General features: G+C 66.6%; 28 protein-coding genes, 1 tRNA gene and 1 pseudogene. 5 read left to right on the top strand and 25 right to left on the bottom strand.

All coding sequences use genetic code 11. From position 1 onward, the window contains the following. Positions 1-41: 41 nt before the first annotated feature. Positions 42-1,532, bottom strand: a complete 1,491-nt coding sequence (locus ABSY19_RS17090; RefSeq protein ID WP_382153768.1) for a M81 family metallopeptidase — start codon at positions 1,530-1,532, stop codon at positions 42-44. Between the two features lie 15 nt (positions 1,533-1,547). Beyond that, positions 1,548-3,083 (bottom strand): acetolactate synthase large subunit, encoded by a 1,536-nt coding sequence (locus ABSY19_RS17085; RefSeq protein WP_382153765.1) that lies wholly within the window; start codon positions 3,081-3,083, stop codon positions 1,548-1,550. Positions 3,084-3,475: 392 nt separating this feature from the next. Here ABSY19_RS17085 and ABSY19_RS17080 point away from each other — a divergent pair, with 392 nt between their 5' ends. The 4 genes from ABSY19_RS17080 to ABSY19_RS17065 all read left to right on the top strand — a co-directional run bounded on the left by ABSY19_RS17080 (position 3,476) and on the right by ABSY19_RS17065 (position 7,415). Continuing rightward, positions 3,476-4,525, top strand: coding sequence for an extracellular solute-binding protein (locus ABSY19_RS17080; protein ID WP_382153762.1), 1,050 nt, complete (start codon positions 3,476-3,478; stop codon positions 4,523-4,525). 117 nt (positions 4,526-4,642) lie between these two features. Continuing rightward, positions 4,643-5,776, top strand: a complete 1,134-nt coding sequence (locus ABSY19_RS17075) for an ABC transporter ATP-binding protein (RefSeq protein WP_382153760.1) — start codon at positions 4,643-4,645, stop codon at positions 5,774-5,776. Beyond that, positions 5,773-6,615, top strand: a complete 843-nt coding sequence (locus ABSY19_RS17070; RefSeq protein WP_382153757.1) for an ABC transporter permease — start codon at positions 5,773-5,775, stop codon at positions 6,613-6,615. Before ABSY19_RS17075 ends, ABSY19_RS17070 begins: the two co-directional genes overlap by 4 nt. Positions 6,616-6,617: 2 nt before the next feature. Further along, entirely contained in the window at positions 6,618-7,415 is a 798-nt protein-coding gene (locus ABSY19_RS17065) for an ABC transporter permease (protein ID WP_382153754.1), read from the top strand. A 10-nt stretch (positions 7,416-7,425) separates the two neighbouring features. Here ABSY19_RS17065 and ABSY19_RS17060 read toward each other — a convergent pair whose 3' ends face one another. The 3 genes from ABSY19_RS17060 to ABSY19_RS17050 form a co-directional block, all read right to left on the bottom strand. Continuing rightward, complete coding sequence (locus ABSY19_RS17060) at positions 7,426-9,615, bottom strand: copper-transporting P-type ATPase (RefSeq protein WP_382153751.1); 2,190 nt, start codon at positions 9,613-9,615, stop codon at positions 7,426-7,428. Positions 9,616-9,660: 45 nt separating this feature from the next. Next, positions 9,661-10,215 (bottom strand): Cu(I)-responsive transcriptional regulator, encoded by a 555-nt coding sequence (gene cueR / locus ABSY19_RS17055; RefSeq protein WP_382153748.1) that lies wholly within the window; start codon positions 10,213-10,215, stop codon positions 9,661-9,663. Between the two features lie 109 nt (positions 10,216-10,324). Further along, complete coding sequence (locus ABSY19_RS17050) at positions 10,325-10,516, bottom strand: heavy-metal-associated domain-containing protein (protein ID WP_382153745.1); 192 nt, start codon at positions 10,514-10,516, stop codon at positions 10,325-10,327. A gap of 185 nt (positions 10,517-10,701) precedes the next feature. On the opposite strand from ABSY19_RS17050, the gene ABSY19_RS17045 reads away from it, so the two are divergent. Beyond that, a complete protein-coding gene (locus ABSY19_RS17045; RefSeq protein ID WP_382163847.1) occupies positions 10,702-13,062 on the top strand; it encodes a heavy metal translocating P-type ATPase in 2,361 nt (786 codons plus the stop codon). 113 nt (positions 13,063-13,175) lie between these two features. Here ABSY19_RS17045 and ABSY19_RS17040 read toward each other — a convergent pair. The 20 genes and pseudogenes from ABSY19_RS17040 to ABSY19_RS16945 form a co-directional block, all read right to left on the bottom strand. Continuing rightward, a tRNA-Met gene (locus ABSY19_RS17040) sits at positions 13,176-13,252 on the bottom strand. A 17-nt stretch (positions 13,253-13,269) separates the two neighbouring features. Next, the gene (rplQ, locus tag ABSY19_RS17035) at positions 13,270-13,665 is read right to left on the bottom strand and encodes a 50S ribosomal protein L17 (protein WP_297396129.1); all 396 of its coding nucleotides are present in this window, start codon (positions 13,663-13,665) and stop codon (positions 13,270-13,272) included. Positions 13,666-13,753: 88 nt separating this feature from the next. Beyond that, positions 13,754-14,740, bottom strand: a complete 987-nt coding sequence (locus tag ABSY19_RS17030) for a DNA-directed RNA polymerase subunit alpha (RefSeq protein ID WP_297396132.1) — start codon at positions 14,738-14,740, stop codon at positions 13,754-13,756. A gap of 93 nt (positions 14,741-14,833) precedes the next feature. Continuing rightward, complete coding sequence (gene rpsD / locus ABSY19_RS17025; RefSeq protein ID WP_297396134.1) at positions 14,834-15,457, bottom strand: 30S ribosomal protein S4; 624 nt, start codon at positions 15,455-15,457, stop codon at positions 14,834-14,836. A gap of 153 nt (positions 15,458-15,610) precedes the next feature. Continuing rightward, positions 15,611-16,015 carry a 30S ribosomal protein S11 gene (gene rpsK, locus ABSY19_RS17020; RefSeq protein WP_066267872.1) on the bottom strand — a complete coding sequence of 135 codons (405 nt, stop codon included), beginning with the start codon at positions 16,013-16,015 and terminating at the stop codon, positions 15,611-15,613. Positions 16,016-16,033: 18 nt separating this feature from the next. Next, positions 16,034-16,399 carry a 30S ribosomal protein S13 gene (gene rpsM / locus ABSY19_RS17015; protein WP_137917294.1) on the bottom strand — a complete coding sequence of 122 codons (366 nt, stop codon included), beginning with the start codon at positions 16,397-16,399 and terminating at the stop codon, positions 16,034-16,036. 23 nt (positions 16,400-16,422) lie between these two features. Next, positions 16,423-16,536, bottom strand: coding sequence for a 50S ribosomal protein L36 (rpmJ, locus tag ABSY19_RS17010; protein WP_009514917.1), 114 nt, complete (start codon positions 16,534-16,536; stop codon positions 16,423-16,425). A 43-nt stretch (positions 16,537-16,579) separates the two neighbouring features. Next, positions 16,580-16,798, bottom strand: coding sequence for a translation initiation factor IF-1 (gene infA / locus ABSY19_RS17005; RefSeq protein WP_086118896.1), 219 nt, complete (start codon positions 16,796-16,798; stop codon positions 16,580-16,582). A gap of 9 nt (positions 16,799-16,807) precedes the next feature. Further along, positions 16,808-18,121 carry a preprotein translocase subunit SecY gene (secY, locus tag ABSY19_RS17000; protein WP_297396159.1) on the bottom strand — a complete coding sequence of 438 codons (1,314 nt, stop codon included), beginning with the start codon at positions 18,119-18,121 and terminating at the stop codon, positions 16,808-16,810. Positions 18,122-18,144: 23 nt separating this feature from the next. Then, complete coding sequence (gene rplO / locus ABSY19_RS16995; protein ID WP_137917291.1) at positions 18,145-18,579, bottom strand: 50S ribosomal protein L15; 435 nt, start codon at positions 18,577-18,579, stop codon at positions 18,145-18,147. Between the two features lie 14 nt (positions 18,580-18,593). Then, positions 18,594-18,776, bottom strand: a complete 183-nt coding sequence (gene rpmD, locus ABSY19_RS16990; RefSeq protein WP_159589446.1) for a 50S ribosomal protein L30 — start codon at positions 18,774-18,776, stop codon at positions 18,594-18,596. Positions 18,777-18,787: 11 nt separating this feature from the next. Continuing rightward, complete coding sequence (gene rpsE / locus ABSY19_RS16985; RefSeq protein WP_159589444.1) at positions 18,788-19,306, bottom strand: 30S ribosomal protein S5; 519 nt, start codon at positions 19,304-19,306, stop codon at positions 18,788-18,790. 18 nt (positions 19,307-19,324) lie between these two features. Then, positions 19,325-19,690, bottom strand: coding sequence for a 50S ribosomal protein L18 (rplR, locus tag ABSY19_RS16980; RefSeq protein WP_382153742.1), 366 nt, complete (start codon positions 19,688-19,690; stop codon positions 19,325-19,327). Between the two features lie 11 nt (positions 19,691-19,701). Beyond that, positions 19,702-20,234 (bottom strand): annotated as a pseudogene (gene rplF, locus ABSY19_RS16975) (50S ribosomal protein L6). A gap of 22 nt (positions 20,235-20,256) precedes the next feature. Next, the gene (gene rpsH, locus ABSY19_RS16970) at positions 20,257-20,652 is read right to left on the bottom strand and encodes a 30S ribosomal protein S8 (protein WP_382153739.1); all 396 of its coding nucleotides are present in this window, start codon (positions 20,650-20,652) and stop codon (positions 20,257-20,259) included. 18 nt (positions 20,653-20,670) lie between these two features. Beyond that, entirely contained in the window at positions 20,671-20,976 is a 306-nt protein-coding gene (gene rpsN / locus ABSY19_RS16965; protein ID WP_382153736.1) for a 30S ribosomal protein S14, read from the bottom strand. Positions 20,977-20,984: 8 nt separating this feature from the next. After that, entirely contained in the window at positions 20,985-21,524 is a 540-nt protein-coding gene (rplE, locus tag ABSY19_RS16960) for a 50S ribosomal protein L5 (protein ID WP_297396180.1), read from the bottom strand. 2 nt (positions 21,525-21,526) lie between these two features. After that, a complete protein-coding gene (gene rplX / locus ABSY19_RS16955; protein ID WP_066267894.1) occupies positions 21,527-21,847 on the bottom strand; it encodes a 50S ribosomal protein L24 in 321 nt (106 codons plus the stop codon). A 9-nt stretch (positions 21,848-21,856) separates the two neighbouring features. Further along, complete coding sequence (gene rplN, locus ABSY19_RS16950; protein ID WP_009514936.1) at positions 21,857-22,225, bottom strand: 50S ribosomal protein L14; 369 nt, start codon at positions 22,223-22,225, stop codon at positions 21,857-21,859. Between the two features lie 150 nt (positions 22,226-22,375). Beyond that, positions 22,376-23,992, bottom strand: a complete 1,617-nt coding sequence (locus ABSY19_RS16945; protein ID WP_382153733.1) for an FAD-dependent oxidoreductase — start codon at positions 23,990-23,992, stop codon at positions 22,376-22,378. Positions 23,993-24,010 lie beyond the last annotated feature (18 nt).

Here is a 24,010-nt window from a genome sequence, read left to right as displayed (position 1 = left end):
CTCCCTCGTTCTTCACGCCCGCGCAGCGCGGTGGCGGCTGCTCACGAAGGCATGGCCTTCGCATGTTGCCATCCCGTGGGCCATTCCACACAAGGCCAGTAGTCGCCATTGCGCTGGCGGTAGGGCGAGACCGGGCCTTCGAACGGCACCGCGCCCGAGCTGCGCACGTACAGGATCTCGCCGGCCAGCGGCGCAAAGCCGGCGTGGAAGTGCTGCGTGGATTTGAGCACGATGAGCGGACAGTCCGCGCAGTGAATGCCCACGCCGGTGAAGGCGTCGGGGTGGAAGGTCTGCGTGCGCACGTCGTTGAGCACGATGCGCACGCCCTCCTCGGTTTCGAGCAGCACGAGGTTGCCCACCGGCATGCGCTGGCCCGCCACCGTGGTCTGCTGCTGGTCGCGCGCGATGCGTTGCACGCGCACGCGCAGGTCCAGCGGCGTGCCCGAGCGCGGCCCGAACTTGCCGCCCACGCGCAGGTGCAGCGCGGCGCCCTCCTCCACCCCCAGGCACAGCTGCACGGCCATGGGGTCGTACAGCAGCCCGATGAGCGCGCCCCGGGCCCGCTGGCGGATCAGTTCGGCCAGCAGTTCGGTGTGGTCGGCGCCCGCGCCGATGCCGGGGTTGTCGGACACGTCGGCGATGACGACCGGCTTCGGGCCGCTGCGCGCCAGGGCCTGGGCCACGCCGTCGGCGGCGCCCAGCCAGCGCCTGCGCGTCTGCTCGCGGATCGACCAGATGCGCCGCGCCATCTGGTCGGCCAGCGCCTGCGCGGCCGCCACGTCGCCATCGGCATAGACCAGCATGCGCGAGCCCAGGCCGGGCACGTCGCCCAGCGCAAAGGCATGGCAGAAGCTGACGGACAGGATGCCGTCGCGCTGCTCGGCGGCCTTCATCTCGCGCACGAAGTCGTTCATCGGCGCGCGCGTGGTGTGCCAGACCGACAGCATGTGGCACTCGGCGCGCGCGGCCACGGGGCGCACCTCGCCGGCCAGGGCCCGGGCCGCGAGCCGCCACAGTTCGTCGGCGCACGCGACGATGTCGGTGTGCGGGTACTCCTTGTAGGTGACGATGAGGTCGGCGTGATCGACCATGCGGTCGGTGACGTGGCAGTGCGGGTCCAGCTCGCAGCCGATGACGGCCTGCGGCGCGATCTCGCGCGCCGCCTGCAGCAGCGCGCCTTCGCAGTCGGGCTCGCCGTCGGCGATCATGCCGCCGTGCAGGTTGAGCAGGATGAGGTCGAGCGGGCCGGCCTCGCGCAGGTCCTGCACCAGGCGGTCGCGCAGGCGGGCCCAGGTGCGCGCGGTGGTGACGCCGCCCGGTTGGGCACTGGCCATCAGCCCTTCCACGACGGTGTGCCCGGCGGCCTCGGCATGCGCGCGCCACTGGTGCAGCGGCGCGGTGAAATGCGCCGGCGGGTGGCGCGTGGCGTCGCCATGGAAAAGGCCCCCTTCCTCGAAGTCGGCCATCACGGTGGGCACCGCGGCGAAGGAGTTGGATTCGGTGGCGATGCCGCCAATGAAGACTCGGCTCATGGGAGGTGCCTCCATTCAAACATCGACCTGGATCAGCAGGGGGCCGCGCGCGCGCAGGCCTTCGGCCAGGGCCGCGGCCAGTTGCGCGGCGTTGTGCACGCGGCGCCCGGGCACGCCCATGCCCTCGGCCAGCTGGACGAAGTTCAGATCGGGCGCGCCGATGTGCAGCGCGGCTTGCATGGCCGGCCCCGGTGGGTGCACCTGCATGCGCGCGGCCTCCAGCTCCAGGATGCGGTACGCACGGTTGGCGATGATCAGCGTGATCACGGGCAGCCGCTCGCGCGCCTGCGTCCACAAGGCCTGGATCGTGTACATGGCCGACCCGTCGCCGATGAGGGTGATCACCGGGCGACCGCCAGCGGCCAGGGCGGCGCCCGTGGCCGCCGGCGCGCCGTAGCCGATGGAGCCTCCCATGTTCTGCAGGCACAGGTGCGGCGGCGCCGACGCGGTGGCCGCGGCAATGGCCACCGCATGGGTCAGGGCCTCGTCGACGACGATGCACCCCTCCACCAGCGAGGACGCCAGCGCCTGGCCGATCCAGCTGTCGCCGCCGGGCGCCGGCTCGGCCTGGTGGCGCCGCACGCCCGCCGCCGAATGCGCACCGAGGCGATCGGCCAGCGCGAGCAGCGCCGCCTGGGCATCGGCGTGTGGCGCCGCGAGCTCCACCAGCGCGCAGCCGGGCGGCCAGAGCCGGCCGGGTTGATCGGGCCGGGCGAAGAAGGCCACGGGCGCGCGCGCGCCGGCCAGCACCAGGGCCGGCACACCGCAGAGGCGGCGCAGCGCGGCATCGGCGGCGAACGGCAGGCGTTCCACGCAGACCCGGCCCAGGCCCCGTTCGAGCACCGGGTTGGTGGTCTGGCCGACCAGGGCCGCCCCCGTCGCGGCGGCGATGCGCCCGGCCGCTTCCAGCGCTTCGCCGCGCACCGCGCCGAAGCCGAGGAACAGCACGGCACCGGGTTGGCGCAGGGCGGCGGCGGCCGCGTCCAGCGTGGCGGCATCGGGCACTGCGGACGGCGGCTCGGCGGCCCGCGCCGCCACGGGCCGCTCTGTGGCCTCGGACCAGGCGGTGTCGGCCGGCAGCAGCAGCGTGGCCACGCCCGGCACGGGTCCGCGCGCCTGGGCGATGGTCGAGGCGGTCTCGGCCGCGATGTCCGCGCCGGGCAGCGCGGTGCGGGTGGCCACGCCCACGGTGCGCGCGAGCGCCTCGATGTCGGAGGTCAGCGGCGCGTCCAGCCGGCGGTGCGCCACCGCGTGGTCGCCGACGATGTTCACGACCGGCGAGAGCGCGCGGCTGGCGTTGTGCAGGTTGGACAGCCCGTTGGCCAGACCCGGCCCGAGGTGCAGCAGGGTCGAGGCGGGCCGACCGGCGATGCGCGCGAAACCGTCGGCGGCACCGGTCGCCACGTTCTCGTGCAGGGCAAGCACCGCGCGCAGGCCGGGTTGCGTGTCCATGGCCGCGAGAAAGTGCATCTCCGAGGTGCCGGGGTTGGCCAGGCAGAGGTCTACCCCCTGCGAGACGAGTGTCCTGACGACGGTCTCGGCTCCGTTCATGTGGTGGTCTCCTGGGGGCTTGGTTGAGCGCGGTTGGGGGGCGCCGCCATGCTAGGCGCAGCGCTTTTCAGGGGATAGGGCCGGGGCGAAGGTATTTGATTCAAAAAAGTTATGTTCGAGCGGGCGCGCGGGCCATCCGGCCCCCGCGCAGGCTCGGACGAGGCCGGCCGACACATGGGGAGAACCCTAGCCTCTCCCCTCGGAGAAAGGGCTTTCGGCGGGCGACAACGAGGCCGTCCCGGGCGTCGCGGCCGCCCTCGCAAAAGATCATGAAGAATAATTATGAAATCAGCCCGCAAAGGAACTTTACAGAAGCTCGCCCGTTCGCGGACAGTGACGCACCGCCTCCGCTGCTGCGAAGCGGGCCAGATCACTCACATGGAGACATCGATATGCGCGCCAGACTCAGCTTGTTGCTCATCGGCTTGACCACCTTGGCCTCATCCCCGCCGCTGCTGGCGGACGTCGTGCACGCCACCTGGGGAGGTGGCGGCGCGAAGATGCTGCGCGAGAAAGTCCAGGAGCCCTTCACCAAGGCCACCGGCATCGCCGCCCGCATGGTGGAGGTGCCGAACACGGCCGGGGCCGTGCGCTCACCGGCCGCCAAGCAGTACAGCGTGGTGGACGTGACCTTCTTCGAAGGCGTCGCCATGGCCGACACGGACCTGCTGGAGCCCTTCACCGACGAGGAGCTGCCCGAAGTCAAGAACCTCACGCCCGAGACGGTCCTGCGCAACAAGGACGGGCGCATCGTCGGCGTCTCGACCTACTACTCCTACTACGGCATCGCGTACAACGCCAACTTCGCCAAGGCCGAGGACTTCAGCTCCTGGAAGAACCTGGCCGACCCCAAGTGGAAGGGCAAGCTCAGCGTGACCCGCCCGGTGTACGGCTCGGCCTACGACCTGACCATGATGGCGCGCGCCAACGGCGGCGACGCGGCCAACATCGAGCCCGGCATGCCCCTGCTCAAGGGCCTGATCGACAACGCGCTGACCACCTACACCTCGCTCGCGCACGTGAACACGCTGCTGGGCACGGGCGAGGTCATCGCGCTGCCGATGTACTCCACGCGCATCTGGCACCTCAACCGCGAGGGCATGAAGCACCTGAAGATGGTGATCCCCAAGGAAGGCGGGCTGATGCTCTCCTACCTCGCGGTCTCGCCCAAGGGCTCGGGCAACCGCAAGGAAACCATCGCCTACCTCAACAAGCTGGTCAGCGCCGAGTCGCAGGTCGCCACCGCGATGGCGGGCGGCAACCTGCCGACCAACCGCAACGCCAAGCTGCCGCCGGAGTACGTGGAGTCGCTGGGCACCACGCAGGAGGAACTCAAGACCCGCCTGTACGTGCCGGACTGGCGGCAGATTTCGACCCACCACGAAGAGCGCATCAACAAGGTCGAGCAGTTGATGTCCCGGGCGGGCAAGGCCCCCAAGTAAGCCCGCCTTTCGGGCGGCCCAGGCCCGCGCCCGGGCCGGCGCTGGGGCAATGCCAGCGCCGGTCTGCGTGCGGACAACAGATTTCCCAACCAGTGCAGGAATGCGGTGAGTGCTCAATTGAATGAACGCCAGATCGGCGCCATCCGGATCGAAGCGGTGGCCAAGTCGTACGGAGACACGGAGGTGCTCTCGGCCGTGGACCTGTCCATCGAGCCCGGCAGCTTCGTCACGCTGCTGGGTCCCTCCGGCTGCGGCAAGACCACCTTGCTGCGGCTGATCGCGGGATTCATCTCGCCCAGCCGCGGGCGCATCTGCATCGATGGCACCGACATGGCCGGCATCCCGACGCAGCGCCGGCCCATCGGCATGGTGTTCCAGAACCTGGCCCTGTTCCCGCACCTGAACGTGTTCGAGAACATCGCCTACGGTCTGCAACTGCGCCACCGGCCCAAGGACGAGATCGCGCGCCGGGTGGCGCAGTTCATCGAGATCGTGGGGCTCGCCGGCCTGGGCGAGCGCCGCATCGCGCAGCTCTCGGGCGGGCAGAAACAGCGCGTGGCGCTGGCGCGCTCGCTGGTGCTGGAGCCGTCCATCCTGCTGCTCGACGAACCGCTCTCGGCGCTGGACCTGCAGCTGCGCAAACAATTGCAGGTGGCGCTCAAGGACATCCAGCGCAAGCTGGGCACCACCTTCGTCTTCGTCACGCACGACCAGGAGGAGGCCACCCTGATGTCCGACACCATCGTGGTCATGAGCCAGGGCCGCGTCCAGCAGGTGGCCAACCCCTCCACCATCTATGCCGCGCCGGCCAACCTGTTCGTCGCCAAGTTCGTCGGCGAACTCAACGAGCTGCCCGCCCGCGTCACGGCCGTGGGCACCAGCCTCGCGCTGCAGACCGAGGCGGGTGAGATGAGGGTGCCGGCATCGGCCGCGCAGGGGTTCACACCCGCCGTGGGCGATGCGGCCGCGCTGTGCCTGCGGCCCGAGAGCCTGGTGGTCTCCAGCGGCGAGGTGCCCGCGCACCATGTCCGGCTGCCGGCGCAACTGGTCGATGTGATCTCGCTGGGCCCGGTCTCGCGCCTGGTCCTGCAGGCCGCCGGGCGCCGCCTGACTTCCATCGTGATGTCCGAACAGCGACCGCGCGACCTCGCACCGGGGTCGGCCTGCAGCCTGCACTTCGATCCGGACAAGGCGCGCGTGTACGCACCGCTGGCCGGTGCCAGCGCCCGGGCCTTCGGAGAGGCCGCGTGAACGCCAGCGCCGAACGCCTGCCGCCCTCGCGGCTGTTGCTGCTGCTGCCGGTCGCGATCGTGCTCGGCCTGTTCTTCACCTCGGTGGTGATGCTGTTCTCGAACGCCTTCATCGAGCGCGGCACGGTGTCGCTGCGCTACTTCCAGCAGATCCTGGACCGGCCCGACTACCAGCTGGCCTTCGCCCGCACGGTGCTGTCCTCCATCCTGGTCTCCTTCTCGGCGGTGCTCCTGGCTTACCCGATCGCGCTGCTGCTCTGGCGCGCGGGCGACCGCTGGCGCAACCAGCTGCTGATCGTGGTGCTGGTGCCCTGGCTCGTGAGCCTGGTGGTGCGCTCCTACGGCTGGATCATCCTGCTGGGCCCCAAGGGCTTCATCAACGCCATGCTGGCCTGGATCGGCGTGCTCGACGAGCCCCTACCGCTGATGTTCAACGACTTCGGGATCATCGTCGGGCTCACCCACGTGCTGATGCCCTTCGCGGTGATCTCCATCCTGTCGTCGCTGCTGGCGATCGAGTCGAACCTGGAAGAGGCCTCGAACGCGCTGGGCGCCACCGGCCTGCAGACCTTTCGCCGGGTGGTGCTGCCGCTGTCGCTGCCCGGGGCCTTCACCGCTCTGATGGTGGTCTACCTGGCCTGCATCGGCGCCATCGTCACGCCGCTGCTGCTGGGCGGCGTGACGCAGAAATTCGTGGGCTCGCAGATCTACCAGGAAGTCATGTCGACCTACAACATGAACAAGGGCGCCGCCTGGTCGCTGTGCCTGCTGGCCATTTCCTTCCTCTCGCTCGTGCTCTTCAAGGCCATCGAGCGGCGGGCTTTGCGCGGACAGGCATGAGCATGACGGACAACCACCGCTTCACCCGCTACCTCGGCATCGCGCTGCTGCTGGCCTTGCCGCTGCCGATCTTCATCGTCTTCGGCGGCTCGTTCAACGGCACGGGCTACTTCCAGTTCCCGCCGGAAAGCCTGTCCTGGCGCTGGTACATCGAGGCGCTGACCGACCCGCGCTGGCTGCGCGCCGCCTGGACCAGCCTGTGGATCGCCGCGGTCGCCTCGGTGGTGATCACCGCCGTCAGCTTCATGACGGCCTACTTCACCATCCGCTATGCGCCGCGGCTCAACCACCTGCTGGAGCTGCTGATCTTCGCGCCGCTGTTCTTTCCGCACGCGGCCATGGGCGTGGCCACCGTGGTGCTGCTCGCCAAGTTCGACATCGTCGGCACCTCGCTGGCCATCGTGCTGGCGCACCTGATGGTGGTGCTGCCCTTTTCCTACCGCCCGGTGCACATCGCGCTGCGCTCCATCGACCCCGACCTGATCCGCGCGGCCGAGGTCATGGGGGCGTCCGAGTGGCGCGCGCTGTGGGACATCGTGCTGCCGCTGTGCCGCTCCGGCCTGCTCACCTCGCTGCTGTTCTCGGCCATCATTTCCTTCGACGAGGTGACCGTGACCATGTTCCTCGTCGGTCCCAACATCACGACACTGCCGGTGCAGATCTTCACCTTCATCCAGGACGAGGCCACGCCCGTGCTGGCGGCGATCTCCACACTGTCGGTGCTGGTGACCTTCCTGGCGATCCTGCTGCTGGAACGGGTCGCGGGCCTGACCTTCTTCGTGCAACGGGACGCGGGATGAAGGTGACTCCTCAGTCTTCCCGAATCGCCGCGCCGCGCAGCCGCAAGGCGTTGCCGATCACCGACGCCGAGCTCAGGCTCATGGCCAGCGCGGCGATCATGGGCGACAGCAACCAGCCCGTGAACGGGTACAGCAGGCCCGCGGCCAGCGGAATGCCCAGGGCGTTGTAGAGGAAGGCGAACGCCAGGTTCTGTTTCATGTTGGCCACGGTCGCGACCGAGAGCGCGCGGGCCGTGGCGATGCCGCGCAGGTCGCCCTTGACCAGGGTGAGCTGGGCGCTGTTCATCGCCACGTCGGTGCCCGTGCCCATGGCGATGCCCACATCGGCGCGGGCCAGGGCCGGCGCGTCGTTGATGCCGTCGCCGGCCATGGCCACCACGCGGCCTTGCGCCTGGAGCTGCTCCACCAGCTGGAGCTTGTCGGCGGGTTTCACCTCGCCGTGGATCTCATCGATGCCCAGGCGCTGGCCCACCGCGCGCGCGGTGGTCAGCCCGTCGCCCGTGGCCATGATCACGCGCACATTCGCCCGGCGCAGCGACTTCAGCGCATCCGCCGTGGTGGCCTTGACCGGGTCGGACACGGCCAGCAGGCCGGCCAGCGCCTGGTCCACCGCCAGGTGCATGACGCTGGCGCCCTGCGCGCGCAGCGCTTCGGCCTCGGCGGCCAGGGGCGAGGCGTCCACGCCCAGCTGTTGCATCAGCGCGGTGTTGCCCAGGGCCAGGCCCTTGCCGCCCACCACTCCCCGCACCCCGATGCCGGACTCGGAGTCGAACTGCTCGGGCTTGTCCAGCACCAGGCCCTGTTGTTTCGCGGCGGCCACGATGGCGTGGGCCAGCGGGTGTTCGCTGCCCTGGTCCAGGCTGGCGGCGAGGCGCAGCACCTCGTCCTCGGAGAAGCCGCCATGGCCCACGGCGCGTTCGAAGCTCGGGCGGCCTTCCGTGAGGGTGCCGGTCTTGTCGACGATCAGCGTGTCCACCTTGCGCAGGTTCTCGATGGCCGCGGCGTCGCGGAACAGCACCCCGTGGGTGGCGCCGCGCCCGGTCGCCACCATGATGGACATGGGCGTGGCCAGGCCCAGCGCACAGGGGCAGGCAATGATCAGCACGGCCACCGCATTGATGAGGGCATAGACCCAGCTCGGCTCGGGGCCGAACAGGCCCCAGCCGAAGAAGGTGAGCAGCGCCACCGCCACGACGCCCATCACGAAGTAGCCCGCCACCTGGTCCGCCATGCGCTGCATGGGCGCGCGCGAGCGCTGAGCCAGGGCGACCATCTGCACGATCTGCGAGAGCACGGTGTCCGAGCCCACGTGCTCGGAGCGCATCACCAGGGCACCGCTGGTGTTGAGCGTGGCGCCGATCAGCTTGTCGCCGGCCTGCTTGCTCACCGGCAAGGGCTCGCCGGTGAGCATGGATTCATCGACCGAGCTGCGGCCCTCGACCACGGTGCCGTCGGTGGGCACCTTCTCGCCGGGGCGCACGCGCAGCAGGTCGCCCACGTGCACGTGGGCCAGCGGCACGTCTTCCTCCTGCCCTTGGGCCGTGATGCGCCGCGCGGTCTTGGGTGCCAGGCCCAGCAGCGCGCGGATGGCCGCCGAGGTCTGTGACCGCGCCTTGAGTTCCAGCAGCTGGCCCAGCAGGGTCAGCGAGATGATCACCGCCGCCGCCTCGAAGTAGACCGCGACACGCCCCATCGACACAAAGGAGTCGGGGAACACCTGCGGCGCCACCGTGGCCACCACGCTGTAGACGAACGCCGCGCCGGTGCCCAGCGCGATCAGCGTCCACATGTTGGGGCTGCGGTTCGTCACCGACTGCGCGCCGCGCACGAAGAACGGCCAACCGGCCCACAGCACGATCGGGATGCTCAGCACCAGTTCGATCCAGCTCTGCGTGGCCATGTCGAACCAGCCGAGCTTGTGGCCGAACATCGCCAGCACGGCGACCACCACCGTGAGGGGCAAGGTCCACCAGAACCGCCGCTGGAAGTCCACCAGCTCCGGGTTCTCGTCGTCGTCCAGTTCGGGCAGGACGGGTTCCAGCGACATGCCGCACTTGGGGCAGTTGCCCGGGTGGTCCTGCCGGATCTCGGGGTGCATGGGGCAGGTGTAGACCGTGCCCGGCTTGCCTTGCGCCACGGGCGCGGGCGCCGCGGGGTCCGCACGGTGATGGTGATGGTGGTGATGTGCGTGCTGGTCCATGTCGGCTCCTCCTGAAAATTCGAATCCCTGGTGTTGGTCCGGTGCTCAGCGCTCGGGCTGGCCGGCCTGGTGCACCTGGACACCGCGCATCCAGGCCATGAGGTCGATGGGGCTGGAAGAACGTTCGCCGGCGGCCTCGTCGCGTGGCAGGCGCCCCTTCCGGAGTTGGGGCTTGTGCTCTGGCTGGTGCTGGGCCGGGCTGTGCAGCGAGAGCTTGTCGAGAATGGCGCAATGGGGTTGGTCGTTGCCATGGCAAGCCTGCACCAGCACCGACAGCCCGTCCATCATCTGCTCGATCTCGCGCCGCTTTTCTTCCAGGTCGGCCAGGTGGCGTTGGGCCACGGCCTTGACCTCGCGGCTGCTTCGCCGCGAATCGCTCCACAGGCCGATGAGCTCGGCGATCTGCGCCACCGAAAAACCCAGCCGGCGCGACTGCCGGATGAACCGCAGCACCGAGACCTCGCGCTCACCGTACAGGCGGTAACCCGATTCGCTGCGCTCGGCCGCGGGCAGCAGGCCGATCTGTTCGTAATGGCGGACCATCTTGGCCGACACGCCGGCCGCGGCGGCCGCTTCGCCAATGTTCATCAAGGGGGTCATGGTGTGTTCCGTGAGGTCGGGTGGGGAATGGAATGTGGAATGAAGGGAGGATGCAGCTTGACACCGTGGGAAGGTCAAGGCCCCCACCGAGGGCCTTGACGAACGGTCGTCAGGCCGGTGGGTAGCCGGCTTCGCTGAGCGCGTCGATCAGCGCGGCGCGGTCTTCGTCGCTGCGCACCTGGACCTTGCGCTGCGGCAGATCGAGCTGGATGTCGCAGGCGGCGTCGAGGCGCTTGAGAGCGATGCTCACCTTGGAGGCGCAGTGGCCGCAGGTCATTTCGGGGAGGTGGAACTCGTGCATGGAAAACTCCGTGAAAGTTGAGGGAATCCGCACTCTGGGCATTGCCACGGAGGCAAGGTCAAGCGGCGCCGGTGGTTGACCTGACCACCGTGTCAAGGCTGAGCATCCGAGGTCTCAACCTACCGGAGACCCCCTTGAACACCACCACCCTTGCGCTCACCGAGCACCAATTTCCCATCGAAGGCATGACCTGCGCCTCGTGCGTGACCCGCGTGGAGAAGGCCTTGAAGGCCGTTGCCGGCGTCAGCGAAGTCAGCGTCAACCTGGCCACCGAACGGGCCACCGTGAACGCCACCGCCGCCACCACGGGCACCAGCCTGGCGGCTGCGGTGCAAAAGGCCGGGTACAGCATGGGCGCTGAAACCTTTGAGTTGACGATTGAAGGCATGACCTGTGCTTCGTGCGTGGGCCGCGTCGAGAAGGCGCTGAAGGCGGTGCCCGGCGTGCAGGCCGCCGAAGTCAACCTGGCCACCGAACGGGCCACCGTGAGAGCGGTGGGGACGTCACCCGATGCCCTGGTCGCCGCGGTGGACGCGGCCGGCTACCACGCCACACCGTTCGAGGAAGGCGCCGCCGCACCACCCGCGGCCCGCCCGGGCGAACCCTGGTGGCCCGTGGCGCTGGCCGCCGCGCTCTCGTTGCCCCTGGTGCTGCCCATGGTCGGCATGCTGTTCGGCGCCGACTGGATGATCAATGGCTGGCTGCAACTCGCGCTGGCCACGCCCGTGCAGTTCTGGCTGGGCGCGCGCTTCTACAAGGCGGGCTGGAAGGCCGTGCGCGCCGGTGCCGGCAACATGGACCTGCTGGTCGCCCTGGGCACCAGCGCGGGCTATGGTTTGAGCCTGTACCTGCTGTTCAAGCACGCCGAGCACGGCACCCCTCACCTGTACTTCGAGGCTTCGGCCGTGATCATCACGCTGGTGTTGCTGGGCAAGTGGCTGGAGGCCCGCGCCAAACGCCAGACCACCGCCGCCATCGCGGCCCTCAACGCCCTCAAGCCCGACGTGGCGCGGGTGCGCATGCCTTACGGCGATGTGGACGTGCCCATGGCGCGCGTGAAACTCGGGGACATCGTGGTCATCCGCCCGGGTGAACGCATACCGGTGGACGGGATCGTCACCATTGGTTCCAGCCAGGTGGACGAATCGCTGATCACCGGCGAGAGCCTGCCCGTGGCCAAACACGCGGGCGACAAGGTCACCGGTGGCGCGGTCAATGCCGAGGGCCTGTTGCTGGTGGAGACCACGGCCGTGGGCGCGGAGTCCACGCTCTCGCGGATCGTGCGCATGGTCGAATCGGCCCAGGCGAAGAAGGCCCCGATCCAGCGCATCGTGGACCGCGTGAGCGCGGTCTTCGTGCCGGTGGTGCTGGTGATCGCCGCGATCACCCTGCTGGGCTGGGGCCTGGCCACGGGCCACTGGGAGCAAGCCATCCTGAACGCGGTGGCGGTGCTGGTGATCGCCTGTCCTTGTGCGCTGGGTCTGGCCACGCCCACCGCCATCATGGCCGGCACCGGGGTGGCCGCGCGCCACGGCATCCTGATCAAGGACGCCGAGGCACTGGAGGTGGCGCACCGCATCGACACGGTGGCTTTCGACAAGACCGGCACGCTGACCGAAGGCAAGCCGCAGCTGGTGTCGGCCCTGCCGGCAGCCGGCCATGAGGCGGCGCTGCTGTCGTGGAGCGCGGCCATCCAGGCCGGCAGCGAACACCCGCTGGCGCGCGCCGTGATGGACGCCGCGAAAGCGGCCGGCGTGCCCACGCTCTCGGCCGCCAAGGTGAGTGCCGTGCCCGGGCGCGGCATGTCGGCCGAGGTGCAGGGCCGCGCACTGCGCCTGGGCAGCCCGCGTTACATGCAGGAGCTCGGCGTGGACACCGCCGCGCTGGCCGGGCCCTCGCAGCAGCTCCAGGAAGAAGGCCGCACGGTGTCCTGGCTGGCCGACGTGACGGACTCGCCGGTGCTGGTGGGCCTGCTGGCGTTTGGCGATGCCCCCAAGGCCAGCGCCATCACCGCGGTGAAGAGCCTTCAGGCCATGGGCGTGCGCACGGTGATGCTCACGGGCGACAACCGGGGCAGCGCGGCGGCGGTGGGCGGTGCGCTGGGCATCGACCACATCGAGGCCGAGGTGCTGCCGGCGGACAAGGCAGCGATCGTGAACCGGCTCAAGGCCGGCGGCCGCTCGGTGGCCATGGTCGGCGACGGCATCAACGATGCGCCGGCCCTGGCGGCAGCCGATGTGGGCATCGCAATGTCCACCGGCACCGACGTGGCCATGCACGCGGCCGGCATCACGCTCATGCGCGGCGACCCGGCGCTGGTGGCCGATGCGATCGACATCTCGCGCCGCACCTACCGCAAGATCCGCCAGAACCTGTTCTGGGCCTTCGCGTACAACGTCATCGGCATCCCGCTGGCCGCGGCGGGTTTGCTCAATCCGGTGGTGGCGGGTGCGGCCATGGCGCTCAGCAGCGTGAGCGTGGTGAGCAACGCGCTCCTGCTGCGAGGCTGGCGCGCGGGCAACGATCGCGCTTCGTCTGTGCGTTGACCATGGAAGTCGGGGCGCACCGTGCGGTGCCACCGACTTCGCTCGAAGCCTCGACAGAAACAAAAAAGCCCACGTGACCGTGGGCTTCAATGACAAGCAAACGCTTGGTTTTTTGGTTGCGGAGGCAAGATTTGAACTTGCGACCTTTGGGTTATGAGCCCAACGAGCTACCAGGCTGCTCCACTCCGCGTCAAGCCTTGTATTCTATCACGCTTTGTCAGCGTCGGCCGCCGGGGCGGCATCTTCTGCACGATCCACCAGTTCGACCAGTGCCATCGGCGCGTTGTCGCCCACGCGGAAACCCATCTTCAGGATGCGGGTGTAGCCACCGGGGCGGGCCTTGAAGCGCGGGCCCAGTTCGTTGAACAGCTTCACGACCACATCGCGGTCGCGCAAGCGGTCGAACGCCAGGCGGCGGTTGGCCAGCGTGGGTTCCTTGGCCAGGGTGATCATGGGCTCGACCACGCGGCGCAGCTCTTTGGCCTTGGGCACCGTGGTCTTGATGGCTTCGTGCGTGAGCAGCGAATTCATCATGTTGCGCAGCATGGCGAGGCGGTGCTCGCTGGTGCGGTTGAGTTTGCGAAGTCCGTGTCCGTGACGCATTTTTTCATCCTTTCAGTGTTTTGCCCCAGCCGTATCAGGTACTGGGAGTTGGTCCGGGTCTGGCCTCCATGGCCAGACGCTGCGGTCTTTAGTGCTTGTCCAGGCCGGCAGGCGGCCAGTTTTCAAGCTTCATGCCCAAGGTCAGGCCGCGCGAGGCAAGCACTTCCTTGATTTCGTTGAGCGACTTGCGACCCAGGTTAGGGGTCTTGAGCAGCTCGTTCTCGGTGCGCTGGATCAGATCACCGATGTAATAGATGTTCTCGGCCTTGAGGCAGTTGGCCGAGCGCACGGTCAGTTCCAGCTCGTCCACAGGACGCAGCAGGATCGGGTCGAATTGCTGCGAGCTGCGCTGTGCCGGGGCATCGAACGCCGAGAGTTCCACGCCTTCGAGCTGCGCGAACACCGCGAGCTGTTCGACCAGAATCTTGGCCGAGGCGCGAACCGCTTCTTCCGGACCGATGGAGCCGTTGGTCTCGATCTCGAGCACCAGCTTGTCCAGATCGGTGCGCTGCTCGACGCGGGCGCTTTCCACCGTGTAGCTCACGCGCTTGACGGGCGAGAACGAGGCGTCGAGCACGATGCGGCCGATCGAACGCGTCTGGTCGTCGTTGCGGCGCAGGCTGCCCGGCACATAGCCACGGCCCTTTTCCACCTTGATCTGCATGTCCAGCTTGGCGCCGGCAGACAGGGTGGCAATCACGTGCCCGGGGTTGACGATCTCGACGTCGTGCGGCGTCTGGATGTCGGCAGCCGTCACGACACCTTCACCATCCTTGCGCAGACTCAGCGTGACTTCATCGCGGTTGTGCAGCTTGAACACCACGCCCTTGAGGTTCAAGAGCATGTTGACAACATCTTCCTGCACGCCGTCGATCGACGAGTACTCGTGCACGACACCCGCGATGGTGACCTCGGTCGGCGCGTGGCCGGTCATGGACGACAGCAGAACCCGGCGCAGGGCGTTGCCCAGCGTGTGGCCATAACCACGCTCGAAGGGCTCGAGCGTGACTTTGGCGCGATTGGTCGAGACTTGCTCGACGTTGATGGTCTTGGGCTTCAGCAGATTGTTCAGCATTCAAACTTCCTTCAGGACCCTCGGCTCGTTACACCGATAAGGCAGACGGAGCATGGCCCGACCGCACCGCGAGGATGCCGGCCGGGAACGGAATTAACGGGAATACAGTTCGACGATCAGCGATTCGTTGATGTCGGAGCCGAACTCATCGCGGTCGGGCGACTTCTTGAACACGCCTTCGACCTTGTCGGTCGACACGTCGACCCAAGCCGGGAAGCCAATCTGCTTGGCCAACTCGAGGGCTTCGATGACGCGGCCTTGTTTCTTCGACTTCTCGCGCACCGCGATCACGTCACCGGCCTTCACCGAGTACGACGGGATGTTGACCGACTGGCCGTTCACCGTGATCGCCTTGTGCGACACGATCTGGCGGGCTTCGGCGCGGGTGGAGGCAAAGCCCATGCGGAACACCACGTTGTCCAGGCGCGCTTCGAGCAGGAACAACAGGTTCGCGCCGGTGTTGCCACGGCGGCGATCGGCTTCGGCGAAGTAGCGGCGGAACTGGCGCTCCAGCACACCATAGGTGCGCTTGACCTTCTGCTTCTCGCGCAGCTGCACGCCGAAATCGGAGGTGCGCTGGCCCGAGGTGCGGCCGTGCTGGCCGGGCTTGGAGTCGAATTTGGCCTTGTCGCTGATCGAGCGGCGGGCGCTCTTGAGCAACAGGTCGGCGCCTTCACGGCGGGAAAGTTTGGCCTTGGGGCCGAGGTAACGTGCCACGTTGGTTTCCTTGGTTTCACTGCCGCAACCGGTTGTTGCGGGAGCCATCCCTCAGGGGAGATGGCGGTGGGCTTAGCAAAAATGCCACCGCAGGCGACTGCGGTGGCGCTCGAAAAAAGCCTTCAATTATACCGCGATCAGCGCGGTCGTGCCTCAGATGCGGCGGCGCTTCTGCGGGCGGCAGCCGTTGTGCGGCACCGGGGTCACGTCGGAGATCGAGTTGATGCGGATGCCCAGGGCGCCCAGGGCGCGCACCGAGGATTCGCGGCCAGGGCCGGGGCCCTTGATCTCGACGTCCAGGTTCTTGATGCCTTGTTCAATGGCGGCGCGGCCAGCCACTTCCGAAGCCACCTGGGCAGCGAAAGGCGTGGATTTGCGCGAGCCCTTGAAGCCCTGGCCACCCGACGAAGCCCAGGACAGTGCGTTGCCCTGGCGGTCGGTGATGGTGATGATCGTGTTGTTGAACGAGGCGTGCACGTGTGCAATGCCGTCGGCAACGTTCTTGCGGACTTTCTTGCGAACGCGGGCGGATGCGCTGCTGGAGGGAGACTTGGCCATGAGGGTCCTTCTAACCGTTTATTTTTTCAGCGACTGGGCGGCCTTGCGGGGACCCTTGCGCGTACGGGCGTTGGTCTTGGTGCGCTGACCACGCAGCGGCAGACCACGGCGGTGGCGGAAGCCACGGTAGCAACCGATGTCCATCAAACGCTTGATGTTCATCGTGGTTTCACGACGCAGGTCACCCTCGATCGTGAACGTACCGACCTGGTCGCGCACTTTTTCGAGTTCCGCGTCGCTCAGATCCTTGATCTTCTTGGCGTAGTCGATGCCGCAGGCTTCGCAGATCTTGCGAGCGCGGGTGCGGCCAATGCCGAAGATTGCCGTCAAGCCGATTTCGGCGTGCTTGTGCGGCGGAATGTTGATGCCTGCAATACGAGCCATGTTGGGTCCTCTTAACTAACCGGTCAGCCTTGACGCTGCTTGTGACGCGGATCGGTGCAAATGACTCGCACGACGCCATGCCGTTTGATGATCTTACAGTTGCGGCACATTTTCTTGACCGAAGCCGAAACTCTCATAGTCTTCTCCTAGATATTCCTAAAACATTCAACAACTGACCATTCACTTCGAGCGGAACACGATTCGCGCTCGGGTGAGGTCGTAGGGCGTGAGCTCTACCTTGACCTTGTCCCCCGGCAGGATCCGGATGTAATGCATCCGCATCTTGCCGCTGATGTGCCCCAGCACCACATGACCGTTTTCGAGCTTGACCCTGAAGGTCGCGTTGGGGAGGTTTTCAATCACCTCACCCTGCATCTCGATCACATCGTCCTTGGCCATAAGCGAAGTTCAAGGGGAGGTTTTGAAACTGGCCTTCTTGAGCAGCGATTCGTATTGCTGCGACATCATGTAATTCTGAACCTGGGCCATGAAGTCCATGGTGACCACCACGATGATCAACAGGGAGGTGCCGCCGAAATAGAACGGCACGTTGTACTTCAGGATCAGGAACTCGGGCAGCAGACACACGGCGGTGATGTACACAGCGCCAGCCAGTGTCAGCCTCAACAAAATCTTGTCGATGTAGCGGGCGGTCTGGTCACCCGGGCGGATGCCTGGAATGAACGCGCCACTCTTCTTCAGGTTGTCGGCCGTCTCGCGGCTGTTGAACACCAGTGCGGTGTAGAAGAAGCAGAAGAAAACGATGGCCGCGGCGTACAGCGCCACGTAGATCGGTTGACCGGGTGACAGCGCCGCCGCGATGTCGCGCAACCAGCGGGTCGAGTCACCGGTGCTCACCCAGCTCACCACCGTGGTGGGCAGCAGAATGATGGACGACGCGAAGATCGGCGGAATCACGCCAGCCATGTTCAGCTTGAGCGGCAGGTGCGAGGACTGGCCTCCGTACACCTTGTTGCCCACCTGACGGCGTGCGTAGTTCACCAGGATCTTGCGCTGGCCGCGCTCGACGAACACCACGAAGTAGGTGACCAGGATCACCAGCGCGATGATGAAGATCGACACCAGGATGTTCATGGCACCGGTGCGCACCAACTCCAGCAGACCGCCAATGGCGCTCGGCAAACCGGCCGCGATACCCGCGAAGATCAGGATCGAGATGCCGTTGCCCAGACCACGCTCGGTGATCTGCTCACCCAGCCACATCAGGAACATGGTGCCGGCCACCAGACTGACCACCGCCGTCAGGCGAAAGCCCATGCCAGGATCGATCACCAGACCAGGCGAACCTTCCAGGGCCAGGGCAATGCCCATGGCTTGGAAAATGGCCAGGGCCAGCGTGCCGTAGCGCGTGTACTGCGTGATCTTGCGGCGTCCGGCCTCGCCCTCTTTCTTCAGCTGCTCGAACGTGGGCACCACGTAGGTCATGAGCTGCATGATGATCGAGGCCGAGATGTACGGCATGATCCCCAACGCGAACACGGTGAAGCGCGAGAGCGCACCGCCCGAGAACATGTTGAACAGGCTCAGAATGCCGCCCTGCTGCCCCTGGAACAATTGCGCCAGTTGCGCGGGGTCGATGCCGGGCACAGGAATGTGTGCACCGATGCGGTAGACCACCAGCGCCAGCAACAGGAACACCAGCCGGCGACGCAGGTCGCCGAACTTTCCGGTTTTGGCCAGGGACGTGGATCCAGTTGCCACAGGAATCTTCCGTTCGAGTCCGATCAGGCCGCCAGGGAGCCGCCAGCGGCTTCGATGGCCTGCTTGGCACCCGCGGTCGCGGCGATGTCCTTGAGGGTCACGGCACGCGTGATCTCACCGGTCTTGATCACCTTGACGCGCTTGGCCAGGTGAGGCACCAGGCCAGCCTGCTTGAGCACGAGCACATCGACCTCGCTCACGTCGAGGGCGTTGAGGTCGGCCAGCGTGACTTCAGCGTTGAACTGCAGTTGCGCCGACTTGAAGCCGCGCTTGGGCAGACGGCGCTGCAGCGGCATCTGACCGCCTTCGAAACCGACCTTGTGGTAGCCACCCGAACGGGACTTCTGACCCTTGTGGCCACGACCTGCCGTTTTGCCCAGGCCCGAACCGATGCCGCGGCCGACACGGCGCTTGGCATGCTTGGCGCCTTCGGAAGGCTTGATGGTATTGAGTTGCATGTCAGTGACTCCGATCAGACGATTTTGACCAGGTAGCTGATCTTGTTGATCATGCCGCGCACGGCGGGCGTGTCCTGCAGCTCGCTGACGCTGTTGAGCTTGCGCAGGCCCAGGCCACGGACGGTGTCGCGGTGGGATTGCTTGGTTCCAATGGGGCTGCGCACCAGTTGAACCTTGACGGTGTTTTGAGTGGTCATGATCGCTCCAATCAACCCAGGATCTCTTCGACGGACTTGCCACGCTTGGCAGCCACGTCGGCAGGGGTCGTCGAATTCTTCAGTGCGTCCAGCGTGGCGCGCACCAGGTTGTAGGGGTTGCTCGAGCCATGGCTCTTGGCCACGACATCGGTAATGCCCAACACTTCGAACACCGCGCGCATCGGGCCGCCAGCGATGATGCCGGTACCCTTGGAAGCCGGCAGCATCATGACGTTGGAAGCGCCGTGCTCGCCGTGCACGCTGTGGTGCAGCGAGCCGTTCTTGAGCGACACCTTGATCATGTTGCGACGGGCCTGTTCCATGGCCTTCTGCACGGCCACCGGCACTTCACGCGCCTTGCCCTTGCCCATGCCCACGCGGCCATCGCCATCACCGACCACGGTCAGCGCTGCGAAACCGAGAATGCGACCGCCCTTGACCACCTTGGTCACGCGGTTGATCGCGATCATCTTCTCGCGCAGACCGTCTTCGTTCGCTTCTTTGTTGATGTTTGCCGTAAATTTAGCCATTTTGTGTATTCCGTTTGATCAGAACTGCAGACCGGCTTCACGAGCCGCGTCTGCCAGGGCTTTCACCCGGCCGTGGTAAGCAAAACCGGAACGGTCAAACGCCACCTTCTCGATGCCGGCGGCCTTCGCCTTTTCGGCGATGCGCTTGCCCACCAGGGCAGCGGCAGCGGTGTTGCCACCCTTGCCAGCGCCACCGATCTGGGCACGCACTTCGGCTTCGGCGGTCGATGCAGCAGCCAGCACGCGGCCGCCGTCGTCGGAGATGACGCTGGCGTAGATGTGCAGGTTGGTGCGGTTCACGCTCAGGCGCACGGCGCCTTGTTGCGCAATGCGGATGCGCGTTTGGCGGGCGCGGCGGAGACGTTGCTCTTTTTTGGTCAACATGATCCTGGTCCTTATTTCTTCTTGGTTTCCTTGATCACGACCTTTTCATCCGCATAACGGATGCCCTTGCCCTTGTAAAGCTCGGGGGGCGAACGGCTCGCACCTCGGAAGCGATCTGGCCCACGCGCTGGCGGTCGGAACCCTTGATCAGGATTTCGGTCGGCGTCGGGGTTTCCACCTTGATGCCGGCGGGCATGTCCATCACCACGGGGTGGGAGTAGCCAACCGTCAGGTTGAGCTTGGCACCCTGTGCCTGGGCCTTGTAGCCCACGCCCAGCAGCGTCAGCTTCTTCTCGAAGCCCTTGCTCACACCATTGACCATGTTGTTGACCAGCTGGCGCATGGTGCCGGACATGGCATTGGCTTCGCGCGATTCGTCCACGGGGACGAACGTCAGCGTGCCCGCCTTGTTTTCAACCTTGACCAGCGTGTTCAGCGTCAGCGCCAGGGCACCCAGGGCACCCTTGACATTGATCTGGTTGTCCTTGACGGCGACTTCCACCCCGGCTGGGACGGTGACCGGCAGTTTTCCAATACGTGACATTAATTTCTCCTCAATGCCCGCATCAGGCGACGTAACACAGGACTTCGCCACCGACACCGGTAGCGCGTGCCTTGCGGTCGGTCATCACGCCTTGCGGCGTGGTGACGATGGCCACGCCCAGACCGTTCTGGACCTGGGGGATGGCGTTGCGGCCACGGTAGACGCGCAGGCCGGGACGGCTCACGCGCTCGATGCGCTCGATCACGGGACGACCGGCGTAGTACTTGAGAGCGATCTCAAGTTCGTTCTTGCCGTCGGTGCTCTTGACCTGGAACCCGTCGATGTAACCCTCGTCCTTCAGGACCTGGGCGATCGCGGCCTTGACCTTGGAAGCCGGCATCGTCACAACGGCCTTCTCGACCATCTGTGCGTTGCGGATGCGGGTCAACATGTCAGCAATAGGATCACTCATGCTCATTTGTGGTTCTCCTAATGCTTACCAGCTGGCTTTGGTGATGCCGGGGATTTCACCGGCAAACGCCATTTCACGGACCTTGGCACGGGCCAGGCCGAAGTGGGCGAAGGTGCCACGCGGACGACCGGTGATCTCGCAGCGGTTGCGCTGACGGGTCGGGTTCGCGTTGCGGGGCAGCTTCTGCAGCGCCAGGCGGGCTGCATCGCGTTCTTCTTCGCTCTTCTTGGCGTCGTTGGACGTCGCCTTGAGTTCGGTGTATTTCTTGGCGAACTTGGCGGCGAGCTTCTCGCGCTTGAGTTCACGTTGGAGTAGTGCTTGTTTAGCCACGCGCCACCTCAGTTCTTGAACGGGAAACGGAAACCGGCCAGAAGAGCCTTGCACTCTTCGTCGTTCTTGGCGGTCGTCGTGATGCTGATGTTGAGACCGCGCAAGGCATCGACCTTGTCGTACTCGATCTCAGGGAAAATGATCTGTTCCTTGACGCCGACGTTGTAGTTGCCGCGGCCGTCGAACGAACGGCCGGAGATGCCACGGAAGTCGCGCACGCGGGGCAGCGCCACGGTGACGAAACGGTCCAGGAATTCGTACATGCGCGCGCCACGCAGGGTGACCATGCAGCCAATGGCCTGCTGTTCACGAATCTTGAAACCCGCGATGGCCTTGCGGGCCTTGGTCACGACCGGCTTCTGGCCAGCGATCTTGGTCAGGTCGCCGACGGCGTTGTCCATGACCTTCTTGTCGGCCACAGCCTCGCTCACACCCATGTTGAGCGTGATCTTGGTGATGCGCGGCACTTCCATCGTCGACTTGTAGCCGAACTTCTTCATGAGGTCCGGGGCGATGGTGTCGCGGAAAACTTCTTGCAAACGTGCCATGGTCATGCCACCTTGATTTCTTCGCCGCTGGACTTGAAGACGCGCACTTTCTTGCCGTCGGCCAGGAGCTTGATGCCCACGCGATCCGCCTTGCCGGTGGCGCCATTGAAGATGGCGACGTTGGACTGGTGGATGGGCATGGTCTTTTCGATGATGCCGCCGGTGATGCCCTTCATGGGGTTCGGCTTGGCATGCTTCTTGACGAGGTTCACGCCTTCGACAACCAGACGGCTGTCGTCGCTGCGCTGCAGCACCTTGCCGCGCTTGCCCTTGTCGCGACCGGCAATCACGATGACTTCATCGCCACTACGAATCTTGTTCATGATGAGTCCTCAGAGAACCTCGGGCGCCAGCGACACGATCTTCATGAACTTCTCGGTGCGCAGTTCGCGCGTGACCGGTCCGAAGATGCGGGTGCCGATGGGCTCCAGCTTGGCGTTGAGCAACACTGCTGCGTTGCCGTCGAATTTGATCAGGGCGCCGTCCTGACGACGGATGCCCTTGGCGGTGCGGACCACCACAGCGTTGTAAACCTCGCCTTTTTTGACGCGGCCACGGGGCGCTGCTTCCTTGATGCTGACTTTGATGACGTCGCCCACACTGGCGTAACGACGCTTGGAGCCGCCGAGCACCTTGATGCACATCACGGACTTCGCGCCCGTGTTGTCAGCAACATCGAGTCGAGATTGCGTTTGAATCATTTGATTTAAGTCCCAACTTGAATCCCCCCAGCCACCACGGCCGGGAGTGATCAGTCTTGGGCCCGTCGTTGAAGGCTTGCCGGGCATTGCACCCGGCTCACCCCCTTCGGTGGGCAGATAGCTCTTCGCCTTTTCAAGCGAAGCCGCGAATTATGGCATGGATGCGGCCGGCGCGTCAACTGGGGATGCAGAAACCGGCAGATACCGCGCGCACAGGGCCTGGAAAGCCGCCAGTTCCGGGTCGCCGGACAGCTCTTCGGCCAGGATGGCCGCCACGGCGGGCGCCAGGCGGGCGGCCTCGGCGGCATCCAGGAACAGGACGCGCCAGCGCCGGGCCAGCACATCCTCCACGGTCTGGGCGTACTCGAAGCGGGCGGCATAGCGCACCATGGCCTCGGTCAATCCGGCACCCAGCAGGTTCGCCTGCCCCGGGCAGGCCCCCACCTGCGGGGCTTCGGTCCCATACAGGTGAAGACCGGGTGGCGCATACAGCGGCGTGACCGGGCTGGCGGTGGCTCCGGCGCCCAGCAGCACGTGGCCGGCGCTCTGGCCACCGGCGCGGTGCGGCAGCAGGCGGCTGGCGAAGCAGCGCTCCAGCACGTCCTCGGCCATGGCGCGGTAGGTGGTCCATTTGCCGCCGGTGACGGTGACCAGGCCATTGGCATCCACCACGATGGTGTGTTCGCGCGACAACACCTTGGTGCCGCCCTCGGCCGCCTCGGGCGCCGCCACCAGGGGCCGCAGGCCGACCCAGAGGCTTCGGATGTCCGCGCGGCGCACCGGCCGGCTCAGCGCCTGGCTGGCTTCGCTGAGGATGAATTCCAGCTCTTCGGCGAAGGCGTCCGGTTCGCGCGGCAGGTCGCGGCGGGGGGTGTCGGTCGTGCCCAGCACCAGTTTGCCCAGCCAGGGCACGGCGAACAGCACCCGGCCATCGCGGGTCTTGGGCACCAGCAGGGCGTGGCCGCCGGGCAGGAAATCGCGGTCCACCACCACGTGCACCCCCTGGCTGGGGCTGACCATGTGGGAGGGCGTGCCACCCTGGTTCACCGGCGGCTGGGTGCGGTCGCGCAGGGCGTCCACCCAGACGCCCGTGGCGTTGACCACGCAGCGGGCCTGCAAGGGGGAGCTGCCGCCGCCGCGCCGGTCGGTCACGTCCAGCACCGACATCGGCTGATCGGCGCCTGCAAGCTGGCGCACCGCCGTGACCTCGGCGTAGTTCAACACGCGGGCGCCCGCGGCCTCGGCGCTGCGCGCCAGCGCCAGCGCCAGGCGGGCGTCGTCGAACTGGCCGTCCCAGTACTTCACCCCGCCCCGCAGGCCGTCGGGCTTGACGCCGGGCAGGGCCTGCAGCGCCTGCGCCCGGTTGAGGAATTCGGTGCGGCCCAGGCCCGCGCCGCCGGCCAGCAGGTCGTACAGCTTGAGGCCGAGGCCGTAGAAAGGCGTCTGCCACCATCGATAGGACGGCATGACAAAGGGCAGCGGCTGCGCCAGGTGCGGCGCGATGCGCAGCACCGTGGCGCGCTCGGCCAGGGCTTCTCGCACCAGGGCCAGGTTGCCCTGCGCCAGGTAACGCACACCGCCGTGCAGCAGCTTGGTGGAGCGCGACGAGGTGCCACCGGCGAAGTCGTGCGACTCCAGCAGCACCACGGAAAAACCGCGCAGCGCCGCATCGAGCGCCACCCCCAGGCCGGTGGCCCCGCCACCGACCACCGCGAGGTCGTACACGCCATGGCGGGACAGCGATTCAAGCAGTTCTGCGCGTTTCATGGGGAGGTGGATGGTCCT

The sequence above is a fragment of the Hydrogenophaga sp. ANAO-22 genome (genome assembly GCF_042466645.1).
Taxonomy (GTDB): domain Bacteria; phylum Pseudomonadota; class Gammaproteobacteria; order Burkholderiales; family Burkholderiaceae_C; genus Hydrogenophaga.
The sequence above is the reverse complement of the archived record's forward strand: the minus strand, read 5'-3'. Positions and strand labels throughout refer to the sequence as shown.